Here is a 21,480-nt window from a genome sequence, read left to right as displayed (position 1 = left end):
GGGTGTGGTCTCCTGGGCGAGGCTTCGGGGTTCAGAGGTGGTAGGCGTACTCGGTGAACTCCCAGTCGGTGACGTGCCGCCCGAAGCGTTCGACCTCGTCGCGCTTGTAGGAGAGGAAGGACGTGGTGAAGTCCTTGCCGAGGAGCTCGGTCAGGGCGGTGTCCGCCTCCAGCGCGTCGAGCGCGGCGGGCAGGTTCATGGGCAGGACGGCCGAGCGGGCGGTGTCGTAGCCGTAGCCCTCCAGCGGGGCCGGGGGTTCCTCCCCCGCCCGGACGCCGAGCAGCGCGGCGGCGACGGTTCCGGCGATCAGCAGGTAGGGGTTGGCGCTGGCGTCGCCGAGGCGGAGTTCCAGGCGGGTGCCCGAGCCGCGTTCCGGTGGGATGCGGACCATGGCGCTGCGGTTGTCGAGGCCCCAGTCGATCAGCCAGGGGGCAAGGGTGTCGGGCCCGAAGCGCTTGTAGGAGTTGACGGTCGGGTTGGCCAGTGCCGCGAGGGCGGGGGCGTGGGCGAGGATGCCCGCGAGGCCGTGCCGGGCGGTGGCGGACAGTCCGTACGCACCGGCGGGGTCGTCGAAGGCGTTGCGGCCTTCGGCGTCGTTGCAGGACAGGTGAAGGTGGAAGCCTGAGCCGCCCGCGTCGCCGAAGGGCTTGGCCATGAAGGTGGCCAGGTTGCCCTCCCTGCGGGCCAGTTCCTTGACGGCGGCCTTGAAGCGGAAGGCACGGTCGGCGGCGTCCAGGGCGTCGGAGTGCGTCAGATTGATCTCGTACTGTCCGCCGTCGAACTCGTGGTTGCCGGTGACGACACCGAGGCCCAGGTCGCGCAGTTGCCGCAGGGTGCGCAGCAGGTGGTTGCCCGGGTCGGCGCGCAGCCCGGCGGTGTAGACGGCGCCGACGGTCTCCGGGGCGCGCCGCCAGCCGGTGGCCGTGCCGGGGGCGGGCTCCAGCAGGAAGTACTCCAGCTCGGGGCCGACGACGGGGCGCAGGCCGTGCTCGGCGCACCGGGCCAGGACGGCCCGCAGCAGATCGCGGGGCGACTCGACGGCCACCCCGCCGGTCGCCGGGTCGGTGACCTCGCCCAGACAGGAGGCGACGCCGGGCTCCCACGGCAGTGCCGCCAGTGTGTCCAGGTCCGGCCGTACGGTGATGTCGGGCAGCCCGGCGTCGAGTCCTCCGGCGACGGGGACCACGTCGCCCTGCGGGCTGGTGTGGTACACGGCCTTGCAGAAGGCCAGACCGTGCGCGCAGGCCGAGGGGAGATGGCCGAGCAGGACGTCGCGGGCGCGGTCGGTGCCGATCAGGTCGGGGTAGATCACCCGGACCACGTCGATGCCCTCGGCGGAGAGCCGCTCGATGTGCCGGCGGATGTCTGGGGTGTCCTGAGCGCTCACCGATGTCTCCTTGGGCGGATGGTGGGGGCCCCTGGCTTTTGAGGCTCGGGGGCGGGCGCGTGAAAAGACGGGAGCCCGGTGCGGGGAGGGAGGAGGCCGTCGGTCCCGGGCTATTCGTTTGAGCCCGAACGATATGAACGGGTGTTGCGAGCCCGCAAGGGGGCGGCCCCAAAAATTTATCCACCTGGACAGCTATTGACCAGCGCCCGGCCGGGTTCCTATGTTGTTTGAAGCCAAACGAGTTGGGGGTGTGGATCCTCGCACCCCTTTGGCCGAGGGGCCCGTCCGACGGCGGCCGGGCCCCTCTCACCCCCGTTGCCTCGTTCCGACGCCCTCACCCCTCAGGAGGACCGGCCATGAAGGTCGTCGTCGACATGAACAAGTGCCAGGACCACGGCCAGTGCGTCTTCGCGGCCCCCGACGTCTTCTCGATGGACGGCGACGGGCACCTGGTGTACGACTCCGACCCGGACGACGCCCTGCGCGACGAGGTCGAGGAGGCCGCGGACGTCTGTCCGCTGCAGGCCATCCGGATCGAGGGCTGACGTGGGCGCCCGCATCGTCGTCGCAGGCGCCTCCATGGGGGGCCTGCGAGCCGCCGAGCAGGTACGCGCGGCGGGCTGGACCGGCACCGTCACCGTGGTCGGGGACGAGCCGCACATGCCGTACAACAGGCCCCCGCTGTCCAAGGAGGTCCTGGCGGGCAGGGCGCCCTTCGCGTCACTGGCCTTCACGCCGAAGGCGTCCGCGGCCGACGTGGAGTGGCGCCTGGGCACGACGGTCGCGTCGGCCCGGCCGGCGGACCGCGTAGTCGTACTCGAGGACGGCGAGGAGCTGGCCTTCGACGGTCTGGTCGTCGCCACCGGCATGCGCCCGCGCCGACTGCGCTGCGCCGGACCCCTCGCCGGCCGTCACACGGTCCGCACCATCGCCGACGCGCAGGGCCTGCGCGAGGAGCTGACCCGGCCGGGCGTACGCGTGGTCGTCGTGGGTGCCGGGTTCATCGGCTGCGAGGTCGCCGCCACCGCCGTCGCGCTCGGGGCCGCCGAGGTCACCGTCGTCGACCCGCTGCCCCTGCCCATGGTGGGGCCGCTCGGCGACCTGCTCGCCGGCGCACTGCTCAGACGCCACGAGGAACGCGGGGTGCGCTTCGCACTCGGCACGGGCGTGTCCGGCTTCGAGGGCGAGGACCGCGTCACGGGCGTCGTGCTCGACGACGCAACCGTGGTGCCCGCCGACGTGGTGGTGGAGTCGGTCGGCTCGGTCGCCAACACCGAATGGCTCGACGGCAACGGCCTCGACCTGTCGGACGGGGTGCTCACCGACGAGCATCTACGGGTCGGCGGCTTCCCGTACGTGGTGGCGGTCGGCGACGTCGCCCGCTTTCCCAACGCCCGCTACGACGGAGTACCCCGCAGGGTCGAGCACTGGTCGATCCCGACGGACACCGCCAGACACGCCGCGAAGGCCCTCGTGGCCCATCTCCACGGCACGGACGTCGATGCCGCGCCGTTCGCCCCGCTGCCCACCTTCTGGAGCGACCAGCACGAGTTCCGGCTCCAGTCCTTCGGGGCGCCCGCCCTCGGCCGGGACGACACCCGGGTCCTGGACGGCGACCCGGACGGGGACGTGCTTGTCGGCTACCACACCGGCGGCCGGCTGGTCGGCGTCGTGGCGCTCGGCGGCCACGCCGTCGCGTCCGCCGCGGCCCGCTACCGCGCCGAACTGCTCAGGCAGCCCGCCCTCACCGCCTAAGGAACCCGCCATGACCACCGTCCGCGGCTACTTCACCCCCAAGACGGCGACCGGCTCCTCGTCGCTGATCCCCTCCCCGCCGTGGCGCTACTCCGGTGATCTGCTCACCGTCGAGTACCGCACCGATCCCGTCCGCGTGCGTGAACTCCTGCCCGAGCCGCTGGAGTTGGCGGACGAGGACCCCGGCGCCGTCGCGCTGATCTGGGCCGACTGGCAGTCCTGCTCCGCCTCGGGGGACGAACTGCTGGACCCGGTGCGCTCCCAGTACAAGGAGGCCTTCGCGGTCGTCCGCTGCCAGTACAAGGGCCAGACCTACTCCCGCTGCGTCTACATCTGGGTCGACAAGGACTTCGCGATCGCCCGCGGGCTGCACCAGGGCTACCCGAAGAAGCTCGGTTCGATCCAACAGACGCGGCCGCATCCCTACGGGCCCGCCCCGCGCATCGAGGCGGGAGCCCGTTTCGGCGCCACCCTGGCCGCCGCCGACCGGCGCCTGGCCCAGGCCGTGGTCACCCTGCGGGAGCCGTCCGGGACGAACGGGTTCGTCAACGGCCACCCCATGGCCCACCACCGCTGGCTGCCGTCCATCGAGAAGGGCAAGGGCCTCGCGCTCGACGAACTGATCGAGTCAGGCGCGGCTTCCTTCGAGGGGGGTCAGCCATGGGTCGGTGACGCGGAGCTGGAGCTGTTCGAGGCGCCTACCGAGGAGTTGGCCCGGCTGAAGATCCGGGAGCCCATCGCGGCGTACTACCGGCAGGTCGGTGTGGTCTGGGACGGCGGCCGGCTGCTGGAGTCCGGTACGTCCGGCGCCGAGTGACACCCCGAAATCTGAAAGGACTTGGAGACCGGACATGACCGACCACACCATCACCGTCGCCGGGACCGCCGTCGACACACGGCACTGGATCGGCGGCGAGCGCCTCGCCTCCGCCGAGACGTTCTCCGACGTCTCGCCGATCGACGGCAGCACGCTCGGCGAGATCGCCCGCGGCGGCGCGGCCGAGGCAGAGGCGGCGGTTGCCGCCGCCAAGGCCGCTTTCCCCGGCTGGGCCGCCACGCCCCGCGCCGAACGCGCCCGCATCCTGCACGCCATCGCCGATGGTGTCGAGAAGCGGCTTGAAGAGCTCGCCATCGTCGAGACCACCGACAACGGGGCCCTCCTGCGCTCGCACCGGCGGGGCGTCATGCCGCGCGTCGCCCAGAACTTCCGGTTCTTCGCCGACTGGCTGCTGCAGCTGGAACACGAGGACTTCACGACATACACGAGCGGCTCCGCGGCGGGGCGCGGCCACACCAACCACGTCAGCTGGGACCCGGCCGGTCCCTGCGTGCTGATCACCCCGTGGAACGCGCCGCTGATGCTGGCCACCTGGAAGGTCGCCCCGGCCCTCGCCGCCGGCAACACAGTGATCCTCAAGCCCGCCGAGTGGTCGCCGCTGACGGCCTCACTGCTGGCCGACATCGCGGCCGAGGCCGGACTCCCGGCCGGCGTCCTCAACGTGGTGCAGGGATACGGCGCCGAGGCGGGCAACGCCCTGGTCTCGCACCCCGACGTCCGCCGCATCAGCTTCACCGGCTCCGTTCCGACGGCCCGGCGGATCGCGGAGTCGGCCGCCGCGAACCTCACCCCCCTCAGCCTCGAACTCGGGGGCAAGTCACCGCTGTTGGTCTTCGCCGACGCCGAGATGGACCTCGCTGTCGACCTGGCCGTGGAACAGTACGACAACGCCGGGCAGGTCTGCCTGGCGGGCACCCGGCTGCTTGTGGAGGAGTCGATCGCCGAGGAGTTCACCCGCCGCTTCGTCGAGAGGGCCGCCCGGCTGACGCAGGGCGACCCGCGCGATGCGGCCACCGACATCGGCCCCAACATCCATCCGCGCCAGCTGGAGAAGATCGACGGCTTCGTGCAGCGAGCGATCGAGGCGGGAGCCCGCACGGTCATCGGCGGTCACCCGGGCGACGGCCAGTACTACGCGCCGACGCTGCTCACCGATGTCGCCCAGGACTCCGAGATCGTCCAGGAGGAGGTCTTCGGCCCGGTGCTGACCCTGCAGACCTTCGCCACCGAGGAGGAAGCCGTCCGCCTCGCGAACGACACCCGCTTCGGGCTGGCCGCCACGATCGCCACCGGTGACCCCGACCGCGCCCAGCGCGTCAGTGCACAGCTGGTGGCCGGCACCGTCTGGGTCAACTGCTTCTTCGTACGCGACCTCCAGGCGCCCTTCGGCGGTTCCCGCCTCTCCGGTGTCGGGCGCGAGGGCGGCACCTGGAGCTTCGACTTCTACTGCGACCTGAAGAACACCGTGACCGCCCCGAAGGGATGGAAGGACCATGGGTGAGATCGTCGGGGCGGGTCTGCTCGCCCACGTCCCCACCATCGTGCTGCCCGAGGCCGACCGCCTGGAGCTGAACGAGGGCAAGGAGATCACCCTCGTCACCGGCCTGCGGCAGCTGCGCAAGGACGTCTTCGAGCGGGATGCCGCAAACGAATACGACACCGTTGTCGTCCTGGACTCGCACTGGGCCACGACGGTCGAGTTCGTCGTCACCGCACAGCAGCGCCGGGCCGGGCTGTTCACCTCCGAGGAGCTGCCGCGCGGCATGTGCAGGATGCCGTACGACTTCCCCGGCGACCCCGAACTCGCCCACAACGTGGCCCAGTTCGCCGACAAGTACGGCACCTGGATCACCCCCATCGACGACGAGTACCTGCCGATCTACTACGCCACCATCAACCTCTGGAAGTACCTCGGTGAGGGCCTGCCCGACAAGCGGTGGGTGACGATCGGCGTGTGCCAGACCGGCGACATGGAGGACCATCTGAGGCTCGGGCGCGCGCTGGCCGACGGCATCGCCGCCACGCCGGGCCGACGGGTGCTGCTGATCGCCTCCGGCGCTCTGTCGCACACCTTCTGGCCCCTGCGCGAGCTGCGCGACCACGAAGCCAGCGACCCGGTCCACATCTTCACGCCGCAGGCCCGCGCGGCCGACGAGGAGCGCATCGCCTGGTTCAAGGAGGGCCGCCACGACAAGGTCCTCGACACCATGGACGAGTTCTGGAAGTTCAAGCCGGAGGCGAAGTTCTTCCACTACCTGATGATGGCCGGCGCCCTCGGCGAGCGGGCTTGTGCAGCCAAGGCGCGCCAGTACGGCGAGTACGAGAACTCCGTCGGCACCGGCCAGGTCCACCTGTGGTTCGACCGCCCCGTCGAGGGCTGGACCGGCACCGGTCTGCCCGCCCCCGCCGCCCCGCGCACCCCCCACAGCCGTATCTAGTCGGATCCAGGAGCTCTCATGCCCGAGTACCGCCGCATCCTTCTGGACGGCGCCGCCGTCCAGGTCACCGTCGAGGGAGTCGAACTCCTCGCCGGGGACGGACGCCGCGTCAAGACCGAGGACGCCCAGCACCTGCCCCCCGTGGTGCCCTCCAAGGTGATCGCCGTCCACCTCAACCACCGCAGCCGGGTCGAGGAGTTCCAGATCGCTCTGCCCGACACCCCGACCTACTTCCACAAACCGACCTCGTCCCTCAACTCCCACAAGGGTGCGATCGTCCGCCCCGAGGGCTGCAAGTGGCTCAACTACGAGGGCGAGGTCGCCATCGTCATCGGCAGGACCGCCCGGAACATCGCCCCGGCCGAGGCGGGGGAGTACATCGCGGGCTACACCATCGCCAACGACTACGGCCTGCACGACTTCCGCGACACCGACGCCGGATCCATGCTCCGCGTCAAGGGCTCCGACACCCTCTGCCCGCTCGGCCCGGGCCTGGTCACCGACTGGGACTTCCGCGGCAAGCGGCTGCGGACCTACGTCAACGGCGAGGTGGTGCAGGACGGTTCGACCGACGAGATGAAGTGGGACATGCACTACCTCGTCGCCGACATCGCCCGCACCATCACCCTCTACCCCGGCGATGTGCTGCTCTCCGGGACCCCGGCCAACTCCCGCCCGGTCCGGCCCGGTGATGTGGTCGAGGTGGAGGTCGAGGGCCTGGGCCGGCTCACCAACCACATCGTCACCGGACCGACCCCCATCCGTACGGACGTGGGCGCGCAGCCCACCGAGTCGGAGGAGGTTCTGTCCACGGCCCTGGGCGGGGACTGGGAATTCCGTGGCATCAGGCCGCCGCGCCGCTGAACCGGCCCATGATGCCGCGCCGCACCGGGGCCCGCCCCGAGCCGCCCGGTGAGGCGCGCACCGTCCGGGTACCCCGGAAGCCGAGGCAGTGCTGTGACCTGCGCACGGCGGGTAGGGTCGCAGCCATGACCGAATCCGCGGACGCCCCGAAGAGCCGCCGGCCGCGCAAGCGTGTGCATTACGGGGAGGGACGCGAGGCCCTGCTGAACGCGGCCGTGCGCGTGGTGGCCCGCGGCGGTCTGCGCAGGCTCACCTACCGGGCCGTCGCGGAGGAGGCCGGGGTCACCCACGGGCTCGTCGTGCACCACTTCGGCTCGCGCGACGCGCTGATCGAGGAGGCCCTCGCCCATACGATCCGCACCTCACTGAGCACCAGCGCGCTGGAACCCGGCACCGGCAAGGTCGCGGACTTCTCGACCGGGCTGTCGGACATGGTCACGGCGGATCCGGACACCCAGGCCTTCCAGTACGAGCTGCTGCTCGAGTCACGCCGCAGGCCCGAGCTGCTGCCGCAGCTGCGCGCGCTCTACGACGAGTACTTCGACGCCACCCGGCGAGAGCTGTCCCGGATGCTGCCGGACGCTGCCGACCGGGCGCTGACCCGGCTGGTCTTTGCCGCGCTGGACGGCCTCGTCCTGCACCAGCTCGTCTTCGGCGAGCCCGACGTCACCGACGCCGCCCTGGAGAAGCTGCGCTCCCTGCTCCGGCTCCTCGACGCCGACGGGGACGCCGACGGCAACGGCGCATGACGGCTCTGCGATAAATCGCCCGCCGGCCAGGAATCTGCCCGCAACCCCTTGCCAGACGGATAGTTCCAGCCCACTATGAGGCAACTCGTTTGGCCTAAAACGAAATCTCTCTCCCCGTCCCCAGCAGGTGATTCGAGTGGACAGTCAGACGGCGGTCGCCCCGCGCGCCGCGCACGATTCCGCCCCGGCCGGCAGGCTCAAGCCCAATTCCCTCGGTGTTCTGGGCATCCTCTTCTTCGTCCTTTCCGCGCAGGCACCGCTGACCGGCATCGCGGGGGCCGTACCGATCGCCGTCGCCACCGGCAACGGAGCCGGTGCCCCCGCCGCGTACCTCGCGGCCGGCGTCATCGTCCTGTTGTTCTCCGTCGGCTTCGTCGCCATGGGGCGCCACGTCGTGGACGCCGGCGCCTTCTACGTGTACATCGGCAAGGGGCTGGGCCGCCCGGCCGGCTCCGGCAGCGCCGGCGTGGCGCTCTTCGCCTACTGTGCCGTCCAGGCCGCCATGTACGGGCTGTACGGGGCCACGGTGAGCGGTCTGGTCGAGCACTACGCCGGTGTGCACGTGGCATGGTGGATCTGGGTCCTGGTCACCATGGCCCTCGTCCAGGTCCTCGGTTCCGCGGGGATCGAGATGGGTGCCAAGGTCCTGGCGGTCTTCGTGCTGGCGGAGTTCAGCATCCTGCTCGTCTTCGCGCTCGTGACCTTCGTCAAGGGCGGTGGGCCCGAGGGACTCGGCTTCGCCGACAGCTTCTCCCCGCACGCCGCGCTCCAAGGCGCTCCGGGTGTGGCGCTGATGTTCGCCGTGGCGTCGATGTTCGGCTTCGAGGCCACGGCCATCTACGGCGAGGAGGCCCGTGAACCCCGCAAGACGGTCCCCCGGGCCACCTACCTGTCGGTCGCGGTCATCACCGGCTTCTTCGCCTTCACCTCCTGGATGCTCATCTCCGCGCACGGAGCCTCGAAGGCCACGGCCGAGGCGGGCAAGGCACTGGGCTCGGGCGATGCCGCGGCGTTCGTCTTCGCGCCCATCACCGACCGGTTCGGCGCCTGGGCCGGCGACGTGCTGCCCGTCCTGCTGGCCACCTCGCTCTTCGCCGGAATCCTGGCGTTCCACAACTCAGCCAACCGCTATCTGTTCTCCCTCGGCCGTGAAGGCCTGCTGCCGCACGGACTGACCGCGGTCAACCGGCGCCACTCTCCCTGGGCGGCCGGCTGCGTCCAGACCGTCATCGCGCTGCTGCTGGTCATGCCCTTCGCGGTGCTGGGCAAGGACCCGGTGCTGACGCTCTTCTCCTGGCTCAGCGGGGTCGCGGTCCTGGCGATCATGCTCCTCTACTTCCTGACCTCGGTCTCCGTCGTCTTCTTCTTCCGCCGGTCGCGCGTCGACACCCGGCCCTGGAACACGCTCATCGCCCCCGTTCTGGGTGCCCTCGGCATCGCCGCCGCCATCTGGCTGATCCTGCAGAACTTCACCACCCTCATCGGCGGCGACCGGACCACGGCCCTGTGGCTCCAGCTGACCGTCCCCGTGGTCCTCGTCCTCGGGGTCGCCGCGGCGCGGCTGACCCGGGCCAGGAGGCCGGGGATGAGCTGACGGACGCGTCCGGTGCGGTCCGGCTCAGGCCGGACCGCACCGTGAGACCCGGCCGGACGCCCCTCAGCGGGAGTTGTTCGCCACCCGGTCGAGGAAGCCGTCGACCAGGCGGCGGGCGTTGTCGCGTGCCTGCGGCTCCATGGCGCGACTCCGCGCGAGCAGCCCCTCCGGGTCCACGCCCTGTCGCCGGCACTGCTCCCTGCCGCCCAGATCGATCCACCCACGGACCATCGCCGTGATGATCTCCGGATGGAACTGCACCCCGAGGGTGCGTCCCATGCGGAACGCCTGTGGGCACACGGCGTTACGGGCCACCTCCTCGGCATCCGGGGGCAGGACACAGCGGTCGAAGTGCCACTGGAACCAGGGGCCGGGCGGCACCAGGCCGTGGTCGTCGGAGTCGACCTCGGTCCAGCCGATCTCGGGACGGGGGGAGGCCTCGACCGAGCCGCCGAGTGCCGTGGCCAGGGCCTGGGCGCCGAAGCAGACGCCCAGCACCGGGACGCCGAGCAGATGCGCCTTGCGCAGCAGGGCCAGCTCGCCGCCGATCCAGCTGCCGACGGCCTCCTCGTCGTACACCGACCAGGGGGCCCCGAGCGACACGATCACGTCCCACTCGTCGGCGCCGGGGAAGTCGTGGGTGACGTTCGGTGTGTGGTGCCGGTCCTCCGGCACCACCGTCACGGTGGTCAGGTCGTATCCGCGCTCGATGAGCCGGGCTCCGACCAGGCCCGGCTCCGTCACGTGTTCGTGCCGGATGACGAGTGCACGCACGCCGGCTGCTCCTTTCCCTGATCCCGCGGGCCCGTCGGACCGATCCGGCCGAGCCCTTGTGGCGGTCCGTATCCCGATCATATCGTTTGACTTCAAATGTTTTCTCTGGAGGTCTCCCATGCTGGACGCCACCCACGAGGAGTGGCTGCGCCGCGCCAAGTCCCTGGACCTGCCCGGTGCCCATCACATCGACGGCGCCGACGACCCAGGCGGGGGAGCGACCTACCCCGTCGTCTCGCCGTGCGACGGCCAGGTGCTGACTCAGGTCGCCGACGGAGGCGCAGCCGAGGTGGATGCGGCCGTCGCCGCAGCGAGGCGGGCCTTCGACTCCGGACCGTGGCCGCGCCTGACACCCGCCGAGCGGGGCCGGGTGCTGCTGCGGATCGCCGACCTGCTCGAAGAGCGGCGCGCAGAGCTGGCACTGACCGTCAGCCTGGAGATGGGCAAGCCCATCAGCGACGCGTACGGCATCGAACTGCGTGCCGCCATCACCACGTTCCGCTGGTACGGGCAACTGGCCGACAAGCTCACCGACGAGTCCCCGCACACCGCGCCCGACGCCCTGGCGTTGATCACCCGCGAGCCGGCCGGGGTCGTCGGTGCCGTCGTACCGTGGAACTTCCCGCTGACGCTCGCGAGCTGGAAGATCGCTCCGGCGCTGGCGGCCGGCTGCACGGTGGTGCTCAAGCCCTCCGAGAACTCCCCGCTGTCCGCACTGCTGTTGGCCCGGATCGCCACCGAGGCCGGACTGCCGCCCGGCGCACTCAACGTCGTGAACGGCAACGGACCGGTCGCCGGACGGGCCATCGGACTCCACCCCGGCGTCGACGTACTGGCCTTCACCGGCTCCGCGGCCGTCGGCCGCCACTTCCTGCACTACGCCGCGGAATCGAACCTCAAGCGCGTCTGGCTGGAGCTGGGCGGCAAGTCGCCGAACATCATCCTGCCCGACGCCCCCGACCTGGAGCAGGCCGCGGCCACCGCGGCCTGGGGCATCTTCTTCAACCAGGGCGAGATGTGCACCGCCCCCTCCCGGCTGCTGGTGCACTCCTCGATCGCCGAACAGGTCACCGAGGCCGTCATCGAGCGTGCCCGGATCCTGCGTGTCGGCGACCCGCTCGACCCGGCCACCGAGATGGGCGCCCTCGTCGGCGAGAGCCACCTGGGCCGGGTCCTGGAGCACATCGGCTCGGGGCTCGACGAAGGCGCCCGGCTGCGCGCCGGCGGCGACCGCACCCTCGTCGAGTCCGGAGGCAGCTTCCTGCGGCCCACCGTCTTCGACCGGGTCGACCCGGGCATGCGGCTGGCCCGCGAGGAGATCTTCGGCCCGGTCCTGTCCGTGCTCACCTTCGACGACCTCGACGAGGCCGTCGCGCTCGCCAACGCCACCGAGTACGGGCTCGCCGCGGGGCTGTGGACCTCCGACCTGTCGACCGCCCACAGGGTCTCGCGCGCCCTGAAGGCCGGCACGGTCTGGGTGAACTGCTACGAGGAGGGCGATCTGACCGTGCCCTTCGGCGGTATGAAGCAGTCCGGCAACGGCCGTGACAAATCCGTCCACGCTCTTGAGAAGTACACCGAGCTCAAGACCACCTGGATCCAGCTGTGAGACCGCTCATCGCCATCCCCGCCCGCTTCTCCGCCACCACCTCCGCCCTGCGGTATACCGCCGAGGTCAACGCCCGAGCACTGGTCGAGGCGGTGTGGCGGGCGGGCGGCGAACCGGCCACCATCCATCCGGCCGACCCCGGTGACTGCGACGTGACCGCCCGGCTCGCCCGCTTCGACGGCGTCCTGCTCCCGGGCGGAGGGGACATGGCCCCGTACCGGTACGGCGCGACCGTCACCCACGACAGCGTGTACGACGTCGACGACCTCCAGGACGCCTGCGACCTCGAAGTCGCCCGCCGGACCCTGGACCTGGGCCTTCCGCTGCTCGCCATCTGCCGCGGGCTGCAGGTCGTCAACGTCGCCCTCGGGGGCACCCTGGAGCAGGACATGGGCGGCCCGGAGCTGGAGCACCGCCATCTCGTGCACCCGGTGGCCGTGCAGCGCGGCACCCGGCTCGAACAGGCCGTCGGTGCCGAGAAGACGGAGGCCTCCTGCTACCACCACCAGCGGGTGGACCGCACCGGAGCCGGACTCGCGGTCACCGCCCGGGCCGCCGACGGCACGGTGGAGGGACTCGAACTCCCCGGCGCCGCGGGGTGGTTCACCGGCGTCCAGTGGCACCCCGAGGACACCGCCCACCAGGACCCCGCTCAGCAGGGCCTGTTCGACGCCCTGGTCCGCGCCGCACAGAACCGCCGCGACGGGCAGGTCCGCGACGCCCTGTGATGGCCCGCTCGGTCGCGGTACGCGCCTGTGTACCGTGCCGGGCGTCTTCCCCGGAGGCGGTGGATGGCTGACGGCCGCCGCCCTGGCCCGCCCGGGGACTCCGGTCGAGGGGCAGGGCCACGACGCCCTGTGATGGCCCCGACCGCCCGCGGCACGCGGCGGGCCGACCGCCCGTCGGTCCGGTTGCCGCGCCCGGCCGGGGCCGTCCGGCAGGCTGCGAAGGAGGCGATGTGGCTGCCCAGGCTCGCCCCGCACCTGCCCCTGGCCGGCCCGTTGTCCGTGGGGGTGGGCGAGCCCGGCTTCGGCTGTCCTTGGCGATGGGCGGTGTCCCGCCGCTCGGACGGCGAGGCGCTCGCCGACTCCTTCGGGGTCGCCGTCGCACTCGCGGAACTCCTCACCGCCCTACGGCGCGTCGCGCCCGACGGCCTGTCGGCCGAAGACACCCGCGAGGACCTCGGCAACGGGCCGTTGGCCGACCGGGACCGCGCGACTCCGGCATGCCTGAGCTCCGCGTCGCTGCGGTGCATGCGCCGTACACCTGCGTCGGGGAATTCGGTTGCCCTGCCGGAACGCCGCTGGCAGGGTCTTGGCCCATGCCTGCCTTCTCCGCGCACGACGGAACCAAGCTTGCGTACCACGTGTTCGGAGACGGGCCTCCCGTGGTCTGCCTGCCCGGGGGACCGATGCAGGCCTCCGCCTACTTGGGCGACCTCGGTGGGTTTTCCGCCCATCGGCAGTTGATCATGCTGGACCTTCGGGGCACCGGGGAGTCCGCGATTCCGGACGACCCCGCCTCCTACCGCTGCGACCGGCTCGTCGACGACGTGGAGGCCCTGCGCGAGCACCTCGGCCTCGACCGTATGGACCTGCTGGCGCATTCCGGCGGTACGAATCTGGCCGTGCTGTATGTGAGCCGCCACCCGGAACGCGTCAGCAAGCTCGCGCTGATCACGCCGAGCGCCATGGCCGTCGGCATCACGGTCACGGGAGAGCTGCGCAGTGAGACCGCGCAACTCCGCCGGGGCGAGCCCTGGTTCCGGGAGGCGTACGCGGCCCTGGAGGCGATCGTCGCCGGCCGGGCGACCGCCGACTCCTGGCAGGCGATCGCACCGTTCTACTACGGCCGTTGGGACGAGGCAGCCCGCGCCCACAAGGCCACTGAGAAGGAGCAGCGGAACCAGGAGGCCGCAGCCGTCTACGGCGCCGCGGGCGCTTTCGACCCGGACACCGCCCGCAGGGCACTCGCACGGTTCGAGCAGCCGACGCTGCTGCTCGCCGGGGAGGTCGATCTGAATTCCCCTCCCCAGGCGGTGGCCGGGTTCGCCGGGCTGTTGCCGCGCGCCGAGCTGGTGGTCCAGCCCGCCACCGGGCACTACCCGTGGCTCGACGATGCCGACCGGTTCGTGGCGACCACCGCGGCATTCCTGGGATGAGCCGCGACGTGGAGATCACCGCGCGGGCGCTCAACCGTGCCACATTGAGCCGTCAACTCCTCCTGCAAAGACAGCAGTTGGACGTCCTCGAAGCGGTCCGCCGGGTGGTCGCGCTGCAGGCGCAGCACCCTGCCTCACCGTATCTCGCGTTGTGGAACCGGCTCACCGGCTTCGCCCCGGCAGACCTGGACGCCGCCTTCACCGACAAGTCGATCGTCAAGGCGACGTTGATGCGGATCACGCTGCACACGGTCCACGCGGACGACTACCAGGCCTTCCGCGAGGCGATGCAGCCGACGCTGTATGCCTCCCGGCTCGGCTACCGCTTCGCGGCCGCCGGGCTCACCCCGGCCGACGCCGCCGAACTGATACCGGAGCTGCTGGAGTTCGCCGGCCGGCCGCGGACGGCCACCGAGCTGGAGACATGGCTCGAACAGCGGGTCGGCGCCGAAAAGAAGCCCGGGGCATGGTGGGGACTGCGGTCCTACGCGCCCCTGCTGCACGTCCCGGTCGGCGGTCCGTGGTCCTTCGGCACCCGGCATTCGTACGTCGCTGCGGGAACGGGACCCGTGCCCATGGGACGGGCGGCGGATCCCAAGACGCTGCGGACCCTCATCCTGCGCTATCTGGAAGGGTTCGGGCCGGCGTCGGTGGCGGATGTGGCGCAGTTCGCCATGGTGCAACGAGCGCCGGTGCGCGAGGCCCTGCGTGCGCTCGACGGCGTGGTCGAGCACATTACGGGGCCCGACGGCGCGGCGCTGTTCGACATCCCCGGGGCCCCGCGCCCGCCGGAGGAGACTCCGGCCCCGCCCCGGCTGATGGCGATGTGGGACAGCGTCCTGCTGGCCTACGCCGACCGCGGCCGGGTGATTCCGCCGGACTACCGTTCGCTGGTGACCCGCAACAACGGAGATGTGCTGCCGACGCTCCTGGTCGACGGTTACGTCGCCGGCGTGTGGCGCCCGGTCGAGGGCGGAATCGAGGCGACCGCCTTCCACGACCTGTCGTCCAATGTGTGGGACGGACTCGCCGAGGAGGCCCGGTCCCTGACGACCCTGCTGGCCGATCGCGATCCCCGGGTCTACAGCCGATACGACCACTGGTGGGCCAAGTTGCCCCGCAGCCGGACACGGATACTCAAGGGCGCATGACCCTCCACCCGTACATGGCGCACTGCGCAAGGGGGCGGGGCCGCCGGTGTGGCGGCCCCGCCATGTCGGTGTCGTCGCCGGGCGACAGCGGTGCTGTCAGCGGGTGGGCAGTGCCCGCGTGTGCTCGGTGCGTACGGCGTCCAGGGCCTGGGGGTTGAGGCCGAGCAGCCGCAGGATCGTCGGGGCGATCTGCGTGGTCTCCACGGTGTCGCCGACGCGCACGCCGTGCGGGGCGGCGGCGCCGGAGACGACGAGCGGGACGTCCAGGTCGTCGGCGTGGGCGCCGCCGTGCTCGGCGATCTTGCCCTTGCCGCCGGTGTAGACGACACCGTACTGGGCGATGCCGAACAGGTCGGGCACGCGCGAGTCGCCCGGGCGGACGTGGAAGTAACGGGCGGCGTCCGCACCGGCGTACAGCTTCTTCAGACCGCTCGCGGAGAAGGGCTTGTCCTTGCCGTCGATGCCGTTGCCCTGGCCGGACTGGGCGAGCAGGAACGCCTTGGCGAAGTCGGTGGCTGCCTTCGAACGGTCGGTGAGCCAGATGAGCATGGCGTCGTCGTCCACGGCGTGCGCGACCAGGTCACCGGCGCCCGGGTGGGCGGCCTTCCACGCGGCGTTGAGGCCGTCCAGCAGCGGGCCGTCGTCGATGCGGGTCAGCGCCGTGGGGTCGGTCGGCGACTGGCCGTGCTTGGCCGACAGGATGACCGTCGTGCTGCCGTCCAGATGACGCTTGCGGAGTTCGGTGAGGAACGCCCCGACCTCCTTGTCGACGAAGGCGAGGTTCTTCGCCAGCAGCGGGCCGGGCACGCCCTTCGCCTGGTAACCGCCCGTCAGCCCGTCGGAGGTGGGCAGCTTCTGGGCGGTCGAGACGGACTGGAAGTTCATGCCGAAGACCGCCGGGGTGCCGAGCTTGTAAGTGCCGCTGTGGTCGAAGCCGTCGATCTCGTTGAGGACGGCCTGTACCTTGTAGCCGTCGTACTGCTCGGTCGCGGCGTTGTCCTTCGTCCAGTCCCCCGACGCGTAACCGATCGCCCGGCTGTTGATCTCGGGGGCGAACAGGTCCTGGATACCGGTGCCGGACGGTCCGTTCAGGATGTCGTACGCGACGTGCTTGTCGGACCACGCGGTCCGCAGCCCGGCCTTCCGGGCCACGTCGAAGACCGTGTTCACCTTCAGGTACGAGTACGGGTAGACCGGCTTGCAGGTCTTCGGGTCGACCGGCAGCTTCGACGGGTCGATGAGGCTGCGGGCGTCACCGGTCATCTTGAGAATGCTGCCGGGCAGGCCGCTCAGGCCCTGGCCCGCGTCGATGGAGTCCTTGTTCTTGTCGAGGTCCTCGGTGAGGTCGACCTCGGCGCCCTGCTTGGCGCCCGCGCACGCGGTGGTGCCGGCCGGGAGGAGAGCGGAGCTGTAGGCGTCGTCGTAGTAGACGCCCGTGGTGCCCGGGTTGCCACCCGTGATCTGGCCGACCATGCCGGGGAACGAGTCGGAGGGGACGGTGGTTCTCGCGTGGGTGTACTCCACACCGCCGGCGGCCAGCCGCGCGAGCGCCGACTCGGGGTGGCCGGCGATGTACCAGGCCAGGTCGGACTGGTGCAGGCCGTCGATGGACAGCAGCAGGACGTGCCGGGCGTCGGTGTGTGCGTGCGCCGAGGCGGGCGCAGTGGCCGTCGCGGTGAGGGCACCGACGGCGGCGAGTGCGGCGGCGACCGCCGTGACGGTACGGGCAGGAGGGAGGGGTCGGGCGACCATGCGTTCTCCTCGGGATGTGCGGGGCTTGAAGAAGCCTGTGAGCCGTGCACCCACATCCGAGGGGGAAAACGTGTACGGAAGCGGACTTCCGTACCGTGTCCTGCCAAAGAAACGCACGGGCGCACGCAAAGACGACGAGATCCGTACGGGTGACAGGTGTGCTGTTACTGTGTTGATCACGAGAGCCGAGAACCGTGAAGGCGCCGACAGCCAGGGGGAGTTGACCGGGTGCGGTCGCCCGTCTCGTCGCTCGGTCCTGACCGGTGGCCTCGGAGCGGCCTTCGTTGCCGCTTCTGCCACTTCGGCCGCCTATGCCGCCGGTCCCGGCGATGACGCGCGGGGACAACTGCGTGACCTGGAGCGGGAGCACTCCGCCCGTCTCGGGGTGTTCGCGTGGAACACCGTGACGGGCAAACAGATCCACTATCGCGGCGACGAACTGTTTCCGATGTGCTCGGTGTTCAAGACGCTCGCAGTCGCGGCTGTCCTGAGGGACCTCGACCGGGACGGATCGTTCCTCTCGAAGGTCATCCACTACACCGAGCACGACACCGACAAGTCGGGTAACGCGCCGGTCACCGGCCTGCCCGAGAACCTCGCACAGGGGATGAGCGTCGCCGATCTGTGCGGTGCGGCGATCTCCTACAGCGACAACGCCGCCGCCAACCTCCTGTTGGAGCAGCTCGGGGGACCGACGTCCGTCACTCGTTTCTGCCGCTCCGTCGGAGACCGCGTGACACGGCTCGACCGGTGGGAGCCGGACCTGAACTCGGCCGAACCGGGACGACTGACGGACACCACCAGCCCCCGGAGCATCGGCAGGACGTACGCGCGGCTTGCCCTCGGCGCCGTCCTCGCCCCCGCGGACCGCAGGCGGCTGACGGGATGGCTGCTGGACAACACGACCGGCGGCAAGCGCCTGCGTGCCGGCTTGCCCGTGGACTGGACCGTTGCCGACAAGACCGGCACCGGCGCCTACGGCACCACGAACCACGTCGGCGTCACCTGGCCGCCGGACAAGGGACCGATCGTGATGGCTGTCCTGTCCACCACGGACGAGGCCGACGCACCGGCGGACGAACCGCTGATCGCGAAGACGGCGACGGTCCTGGCAGGCGCTCTCACCTGATTCGATGCCCACGCGGCTTCGGGAGGCGCCGGTGAGGCGCCCCCGTCTGTTGTCGATCAGCCACCATGCGGGTGGGCTCCGTGCCGATGGCGGAACCCGTTGGCGGGGAAGATCCGTCCGTGATGGCGGGCGTGGTGGGCGTCAGGGGTGCGGTGGAGAGCGATGAGGGCGGCGTCGTCGCCGAGTCGTCCGCCGGTGTGGGCGAGGAGATCGCGGCGGAGGTGGTGCATGAGCGCCTCCGGACTGGCCTCGGTCCATTGAGCGACGCGTTCCGCGAGCGGGTAGAAGCGGCCCCCGGCGTCGCGGGCCTCGACGACGCCGTCGGTGTAGAGCAGGAGCGTGTCGCCGGCCTCGAAGGAGAACACGTCCAGGGTGTAGTCGCCCAGCCCTGCCCAGCCGACCCCCAGCGGAGGTGCGGGGTGCAGGCTCGGAACGGTGACCACGTGACCGGGGCTGAGCAGCAGCGGCGGAGGGTGCCCGCAACTGGTCATCCGGGTGGTCGGGTCCTCGTCGGGGATCTCCACCAGCAACGCGGTGGCGAAGCGTTCGTCGACCTCCTCGGCCGGTTCGAAGTCGGCCAGATAACGGCTCCCGCTCTGCTCCAGGGCAGCAGCCAGTTCCGGCAGGGAGGTATGCCGGTGGGTGGCCTCGCGGAAGGCACCGAGCAGCAGTGCGGCCTCGCCGATGGCGGAAAGGCCCTTGCCGCGTACGTCACCGATCATGACGCGCACCGCGCCGTCCATGCGATCGGTCGCATACAGGTCCCCGCCGATCTGTGCTTCGTCCTCGGCGGCCAGATACAGGGAGGCCACGCGCAGCGGACCGATCTGTTCCGGCAGTGGCCACAGCAGTACGTGCTGCGCGGCCTCGGCCACCGACCGGATCTGGGCCAGCTGGGCGCGGCGCCGCTCGCGGATGACGGAGTAGATCACGACCAGCACCGAGAGCACGGCGAGGGTGACGATCTGCACGATGTGGTTGGCGGTGGTCAGCCCGCCGTGAAAGACGGCGATGATCACTTGGGCCGCGACCGCCAGCGCTCCGACGAGGCCGGTCATCCGGGGGCCGGCAAACGAAGGGGTGAGCGCGGGCGCGATGACCAGGGCAGGTCCCAGATGGATGTCCGCGGGGGAGCGGATGTCCACCACCGTGATCACCACGATGAGCGCGAGGGGGAGCAGCAGCAGCGCGTGACTCGATAGCCATGGTTGCCGCAGGCCATCGCTGCCCTGCTGGGGACCCACGCCTTCCACCCTGCCTCGCCGCCGGGCCCCGCGCACCGCGTGCCCGCATGGCGGTGACGGAGCGTGATGATCGTCGCGCGCAGGGTTCTCGTGACCGCCCTCGTACATCGAGCATCGCGGGAGCGACTCCGGAGCCTGGCGTGGACGCATCGAACCGGGTGGCTCCGGGCGTCCGGCCGGCTGCCTCAGGCGGGCGACAGCACGGAAGGGGGGCCGAATCGTACGGCTACGCCGGGCGAGTAGAGCACGCTGACCGGCGGAGCCGTCATCGGGGGCAGGCCCGCGGCGGTGACCAGGCCGTCGTCCAGGTCCAGCAACTCGGCCCGGTGCAGCGGCCACGGCTCGTGCTCGTTGGGCAGGTGCACCGTGCGGCCGTGCCATGAGACATGCAGGCCCCACCGGGCCGTCAGAAACCGCTCCAGTGGTGTGGGCTCCGTGAGCGGCCGCCCGGTCCTCACCACCGTTCGGCTGGCCGGCCCCCGGGCCGCGGGGCCTCGTCGACGGCAGCTGTAGGTGATGACATCCCGCTCACGGCGCATGCGCATCGTCGACCAGATGTACGGCAGCCGAACGCCAAGTCGGCCCGCCAGTACGGGTATCAGGCGCGCCGCGTCCAGGGAGCGGAACACGACACCGCGCCGACCCTCATTGTCCACCGAGTACAGGCGCACGTTCGTCTCGCAGAACGTCCCGAGATACGGCAGGCCGGGGCCGGGCCCCAAGCCCACGCGGCGCATCAGAAACGGGACCAGCCCGACGTACGTGGCCCCGTCGAGGGTGTCGGGGCGTGTCCCGGCCGGCAACAGCCCGGCCACCGCCTCCGGCTCCACCGGCCAGTGCAGAAACGTCAGTTCATGCCAGCCCTGCACAAACGTCGGCCGCCGCACGGGCCGTGGAGTGGACAGGGTTATCGGCTCGATCTCCATGACGCAGCGTCTTAGCACAGGAAGAGCGCAAGAACGAGGACATGTGCACCGCGACGGGACGCGCGTCGGCCTTGCCTTCCGTGCACCGGGGTCGAGTCTCCGGTTCGGGGCTCGGCGCAGGGGCCCGAACGGCTATCGTGGGCGGCATGCCCGCCCATGAGCTCATCCGCATCGTCTCCCGTGACTCGCCCATGGCCCTGGCTCAGGTGGAGCGTGTGCGCGCCGAACTGGCCGGACTGCGCCCGGACATCCGTACCGAAGTCGTGCCCGTCAAGACCACGGGCGACAAGTGGCTGGGTGACCTCTCCCAGGTCGAGGGCAAGGGCGCGTTCACCAAGGAGGTCGACGCCGCACTCCTGGCAGGAGAGGCGGACCTGGCGGTGCACTGCGTCAAGGACGTCCCCGCCGACCGTCCTCTGCCGGCCGGGACCGTCTTCGCGGCATTCCTCAAACGCGACGACATCCGTGATGCCCTCGTCCACCCCGGCGGGTTGACCCTCGACGAACTCCCCGCCGGCACCCGGATCGGCACCTCCTCGGTCCGCCGCATCGCCCAGCTTGCCGCCTCCCACCCGCACCTCACCTGCGTGCCGCTGCGCGGCAACGCGAACCGGCGGCTGGACAAACTCGCCGCGGGCGAGGTCGACGCACTGCTGCTGGCCGTCTCCGGCCTGGAACGCATCAACCGCCGGGACGTGATCAGCGAGATCCTGCCCACCGACGCCATGATGCCGCCCATCGGCGCCGGAATCCTCGCCCTGCAGTGCCGCGAGGACGACAACGACCTGATCGACACGGTCAGCGCCCTCGGTGACCCCGACACCCACCGCGAAGCCACCGCGGAACGCATGTTGCTCCACGTCCTTCAGGGCCACTGCAACTCCCCGATCGCCGGATACGCCAGGACCGGCCTCAACGGCGACCTCTCCTTGCGGGCCTGCGTGTTCACGCCCGACGGCAAGACCGTCCTCAACGCGCACGAATGGGCGGGGCGCCTGGACCCGGCCACGCTGGGCACCTCGGTCGCCGTCGCCCTCCTCCGCCAGGGCGCACGCGAACTGATCGACTCCATCCCGCACTGAGCCACCGCGTGCACCGCATAAGGCCGC

The 21,480-nt window shown here is 71.1% G+C and carries 21 protein-coding genes; 15 read left to right on the top strand and 6 right to left on the bottom strand.

The genetic code is table 11. The features are described 5' to 3' along the window. Positions 1-31: 31 nt before the first annotated feature. Positions 32-1,387: a glutamine synthetase family protein gene (locus ABT186_RS03370; protein WP_351228328.1), complete on the bottom strand. Its 1,356-nt coding sequence runs from the start codon at positions 1,385-1,387 to the stop codon at positions 32-34. Between the two features lie 356 nt (positions 1,388-1,743). On the opposite strand from ABT186_RS03370, the gene ABT186_RS03365 reads away from it, so the two are divergent. The 6 genes from ABT186_RS03365 to ABT186_RS03340 are packed head-to-tail and all read left to right on the top strand — an operon-like array spanning position 1,744 to position 7,282. Continuing rightward, on the top strand, positions 1,744-1,932 hold the full coding sequence (locus tag ABT186_RS03365) for a ferredoxin (RefSeq protein WP_351228326.1): 189 nt from the start codon (positions 1,744-1,746) through the stop codon (positions 1,930-1,932). Position 1,933: 1 nt separating this feature from the next. Then, positions 1,934-3,142 carry an NAD(P)/FAD-dependent oxidoreductase gene (locus tag ABT186_RS03360; protein ID WP_351228324.1) on the top strand — a complete coding sequence of 403 codons (1,209 nt, stop codon included), beginning with the start codon at positions 1,934-1,936 and terminating at the stop codon, positions 3,140-3,142. A gap of 10 nt (positions 3,143-3,152) precedes the next feature. Next, entirely contained in the window at positions 3,153-3,959 is an 807-nt protein-coding gene (locus tag ABT186_RS03355) for an acetoacetate decarboxylase family protein (protein WP_351923375.1), read from the top strand. A 34-nt stretch (positions 3,960-3,993) separates the two neighbouring features. After that, positions 3,994-5,481 carry an aldehyde dehydrogenase gene (locus ABT186_RS03350; RefSeq protein ID WP_351923373.1) on the top strand — a complete coding sequence of 496 codons (1,488 nt, stop codon included), beginning with the start codon at positions 3,994-3,996 and terminating at the stop codon, positions 5,479-5,481. Then, complete coding sequence (locus ABT186_RS03345; protein WP_351228318.1) at positions 5,474-6,418, top strand: 3,4-dihydroxyphenylacetate 2,3-dioxygenase; 945 nt, start codon at positions 5,474-5,476, stop codon at positions 6,416-6,418. The genes ABT186_RS03350 and ABT186_RS03345 overlap by 8 nt, the downstream gene beginning before the upstream one ends. A gap of 18 nt (positions 6,419-6,436) precedes the next feature. Then, positions 6,437-7,282: a fumarylacetoacetate hydrolase family protein gene (locus tag ABT186_RS03340; RefSeq protein ID WP_351228316.1), complete on the top strand. Its 846-nt coding sequence runs from the start codon at positions 6,437-6,439 to the stop codon at positions 7,280-7,282. Here the strand turns inward: ABT186_RS03340 and ABT186_RS03335 are convergent. After that, positions 7,263-7,409: a hypothetical protein gene (locus tag ABT186_RS03335; protein WP_351228314.1), complete on the bottom strand. Its 147-nt coding sequence runs from the start codon at positions 7,407-7,409 to the stop codon at positions 7,263-7,265. The genes ABT186_RS03340 and ABT186_RS03335 overlap by 20 nt on opposite strands. On the opposite strand from ABT186_RS03335, the gene ABT186_RS03330 reads away from it, so the two are divergent. Together ABT186_RS03330 and ABT186_RS03325 are read left to right on the top strand one after the other, a co-directional pair. Further along, positions 7,408-8,031 (top strand): TetR/AcrR family transcriptional regulator, encoded by a 624-nt coding sequence (locus tag ABT186_RS03330; protein ID WP_351923371.1) that lies wholly within the window; start codon positions 7,408-7,410, stop codon positions 8,029-8,031. The two genes, ABT186_RS03335 and ABT186_RS03330, sit on opposite strands and share 2 nt — an antisense overlap. Positions 8,032-8,167: 136 nt before the next feature. Further along, on the top strand, positions 8,168-9,625 hold the full coding sequence (locus ABT186_RS03325) for an APC family permease (protein ID WP_351923369.1): 1,458 nt from the start codon (positions 8,168-8,170) through the stop codon (positions 9,623-9,625). A gap of 63 nt (positions 9,626-9,688) precedes the next feature. Here the strand turns inward: ABT186_RS03325 and ABT186_RS03320 are convergent, their stop codons facing one another. Next, complete coding sequence (locus tag ABT186_RS03320; protein ID WP_351923367.1) at positions 9,689-10,399, bottom strand: type 1 glutamine amidotransferase; 711 nt, start codon at positions 10,397-10,399, stop codon at positions 9,689-9,691. Between the two features lie 118 nt (positions 10,400-10,517). Here ABT186_RS03320 and ABT186_RS03315 point away from each other — a divergent pair, with 118 nt between their 5' ends. The 5 genes from ABT186_RS03315 (at position 10,518) to ABT186_RS03295 (ending at position 15,320) form a co-directional block, all read left to right on the top strand. Next, complete coding sequence (locus ABT186_RS03315; protein ID WP_351923365.1) at positions 10,518-12,008, top strand: aldehyde dehydrogenase; 1,491 nt, start codon at positions 10,518-10,520, stop codon at positions 12,006-12,008. Further along, entirely contained in the window at positions 11,993-12,736 is a 744-nt protein-coding gene (locus ABT186_RS03310) for a gamma-glutamyl-gamma-aminobutyrate hydrolase family protein (protein WP_351923400.1), read from the top strand. The genes ABT186_RS03315 and ABT186_RS03310 overlap by 16 nt, the downstream gene beginning before the upstream one ends. A 63-nt stretch (positions 12,737-12,799) precedes the next feature. After that, on the top strand, positions 12,800-13,477 hold the full coding sequence (locus ABT186_RS03305; RefSeq protein WP_351228304.1) for a phosphotransferase: 678 nt from the start codon (positions 12,800-12,802) through the stop codon (positions 13,475-13,477). Next, the gene (locus ABT186_RS03300) at positions 13,375-14,169 is read left to right on the top strand and encodes an alpha/beta fold hydrolase (protein WP_351228302.1); all 795 of its coding nucleotides are present in this window, start codon (positions 13,375-13,377) and stop codon (positions 14,167-14,169) included. The genes ABT186_RS03305 and ABT186_RS03300 overlap by 103 nt, the downstream gene beginning before the upstream one ends. 8 nt (positions 14,170-14,177) lie before the next feature. Continuing rightward, positions 14,178-15,320: a winged helix DNA-binding domain-containing protein gene (locus ABT186_RS03295; protein WP_351228336.1), complete on the top strand. Its 1,143-nt coding sequence runs from the start codon at positions 14,178-14,180 to the stop codon at positions 15,318-15,320. A gap of 96 nt (positions 15,321-15,416) precedes the next feature. Here ABT186_RS03295 and ABT186_RS03290 read toward each other — a convergent pair whose 3' ends face one another. Next, positions 15,417-17,072, bottom strand: coding sequence for an alkaline phosphatase family protein (locus ABT186_RS03290; RefSeq protein WP_351923363.1), 1,656 nt, complete (start codon positions 17,070-17,072; stop codon positions 15,417-15,419). A 220-nt stretch (positions 17,073-17,292) separates the two neighbouring features. Between ABT186_RS03290 and bla the strand changes: the two genes are divergently transcribed. Continuing rightward, entirely contained in the window at positions 17,293-18,201 is a 909-nt protein-coding gene (gene bla / locus ABT186_RS03285; protein ID WP_351923398.1) for a class A beta-lactamase, read from the top strand. A 56-nt stretch (positions 18,202-18,257) separates the two neighbouring features. On the opposite strand, the gene ABT186_RS03280 is transcribed toward bla, so the two are convergent. Together ABT186_RS03280 and ABT186_RS03275 are read right to left on the bottom strand one after the other, a co-directional pair. Further along, positions 18,258-19,445, bottom strand: a complete 1,188-nt coding sequence (locus ABT186_RS03280; protein WP_351923361.1) for a PP2C family protein-serine/threonine phosphatase — start codon at positions 19,443-19,445, stop codon at positions 18,258-18,260. Between the two features lie 185 nt (positions 19,446-19,630). Then, positions 19,631-20,371: a YqjF family protein gene (locus ABT186_RS03275; protein ID WP_351923359.1), complete on the bottom strand. Its 741-nt coding sequence runs from the start codon at positions 20,369-20,371 to the stop codon at positions 19,631-19,633. A 146-nt stretch (positions 20,372-20,517) separates the two neighbouring features. Here ABT186_RS03275 and hemC point away from each other — a divergent pair, with 146 nt between their 5' ends. Beyond that, entirely contained in the window at positions 20,518-21,453 is a 936-nt protein-coding gene (hemC, locus tag ABT186_RS03270) for a hydroxymethylbilane synthase (protein ID WP_351228294.1), read from the top strand. Positions 21,454-21,480: the final 27 nt, after the last annotated feature.

The sequence above is a fragment of the Streptomyces sp. NPDC001634 genome, from assembly GCF_040298185.1.
GTDB lineage: Bacteria > Actinomycetota > Actinomycetes > Streptomycetales > Streptomycetaceae > Streptomyces.
The sequence above is the reverse complement of the archived record's forward strand: the minus strand, read 5'-3'. Positions and strand labels throughout refer to the sequence as shown.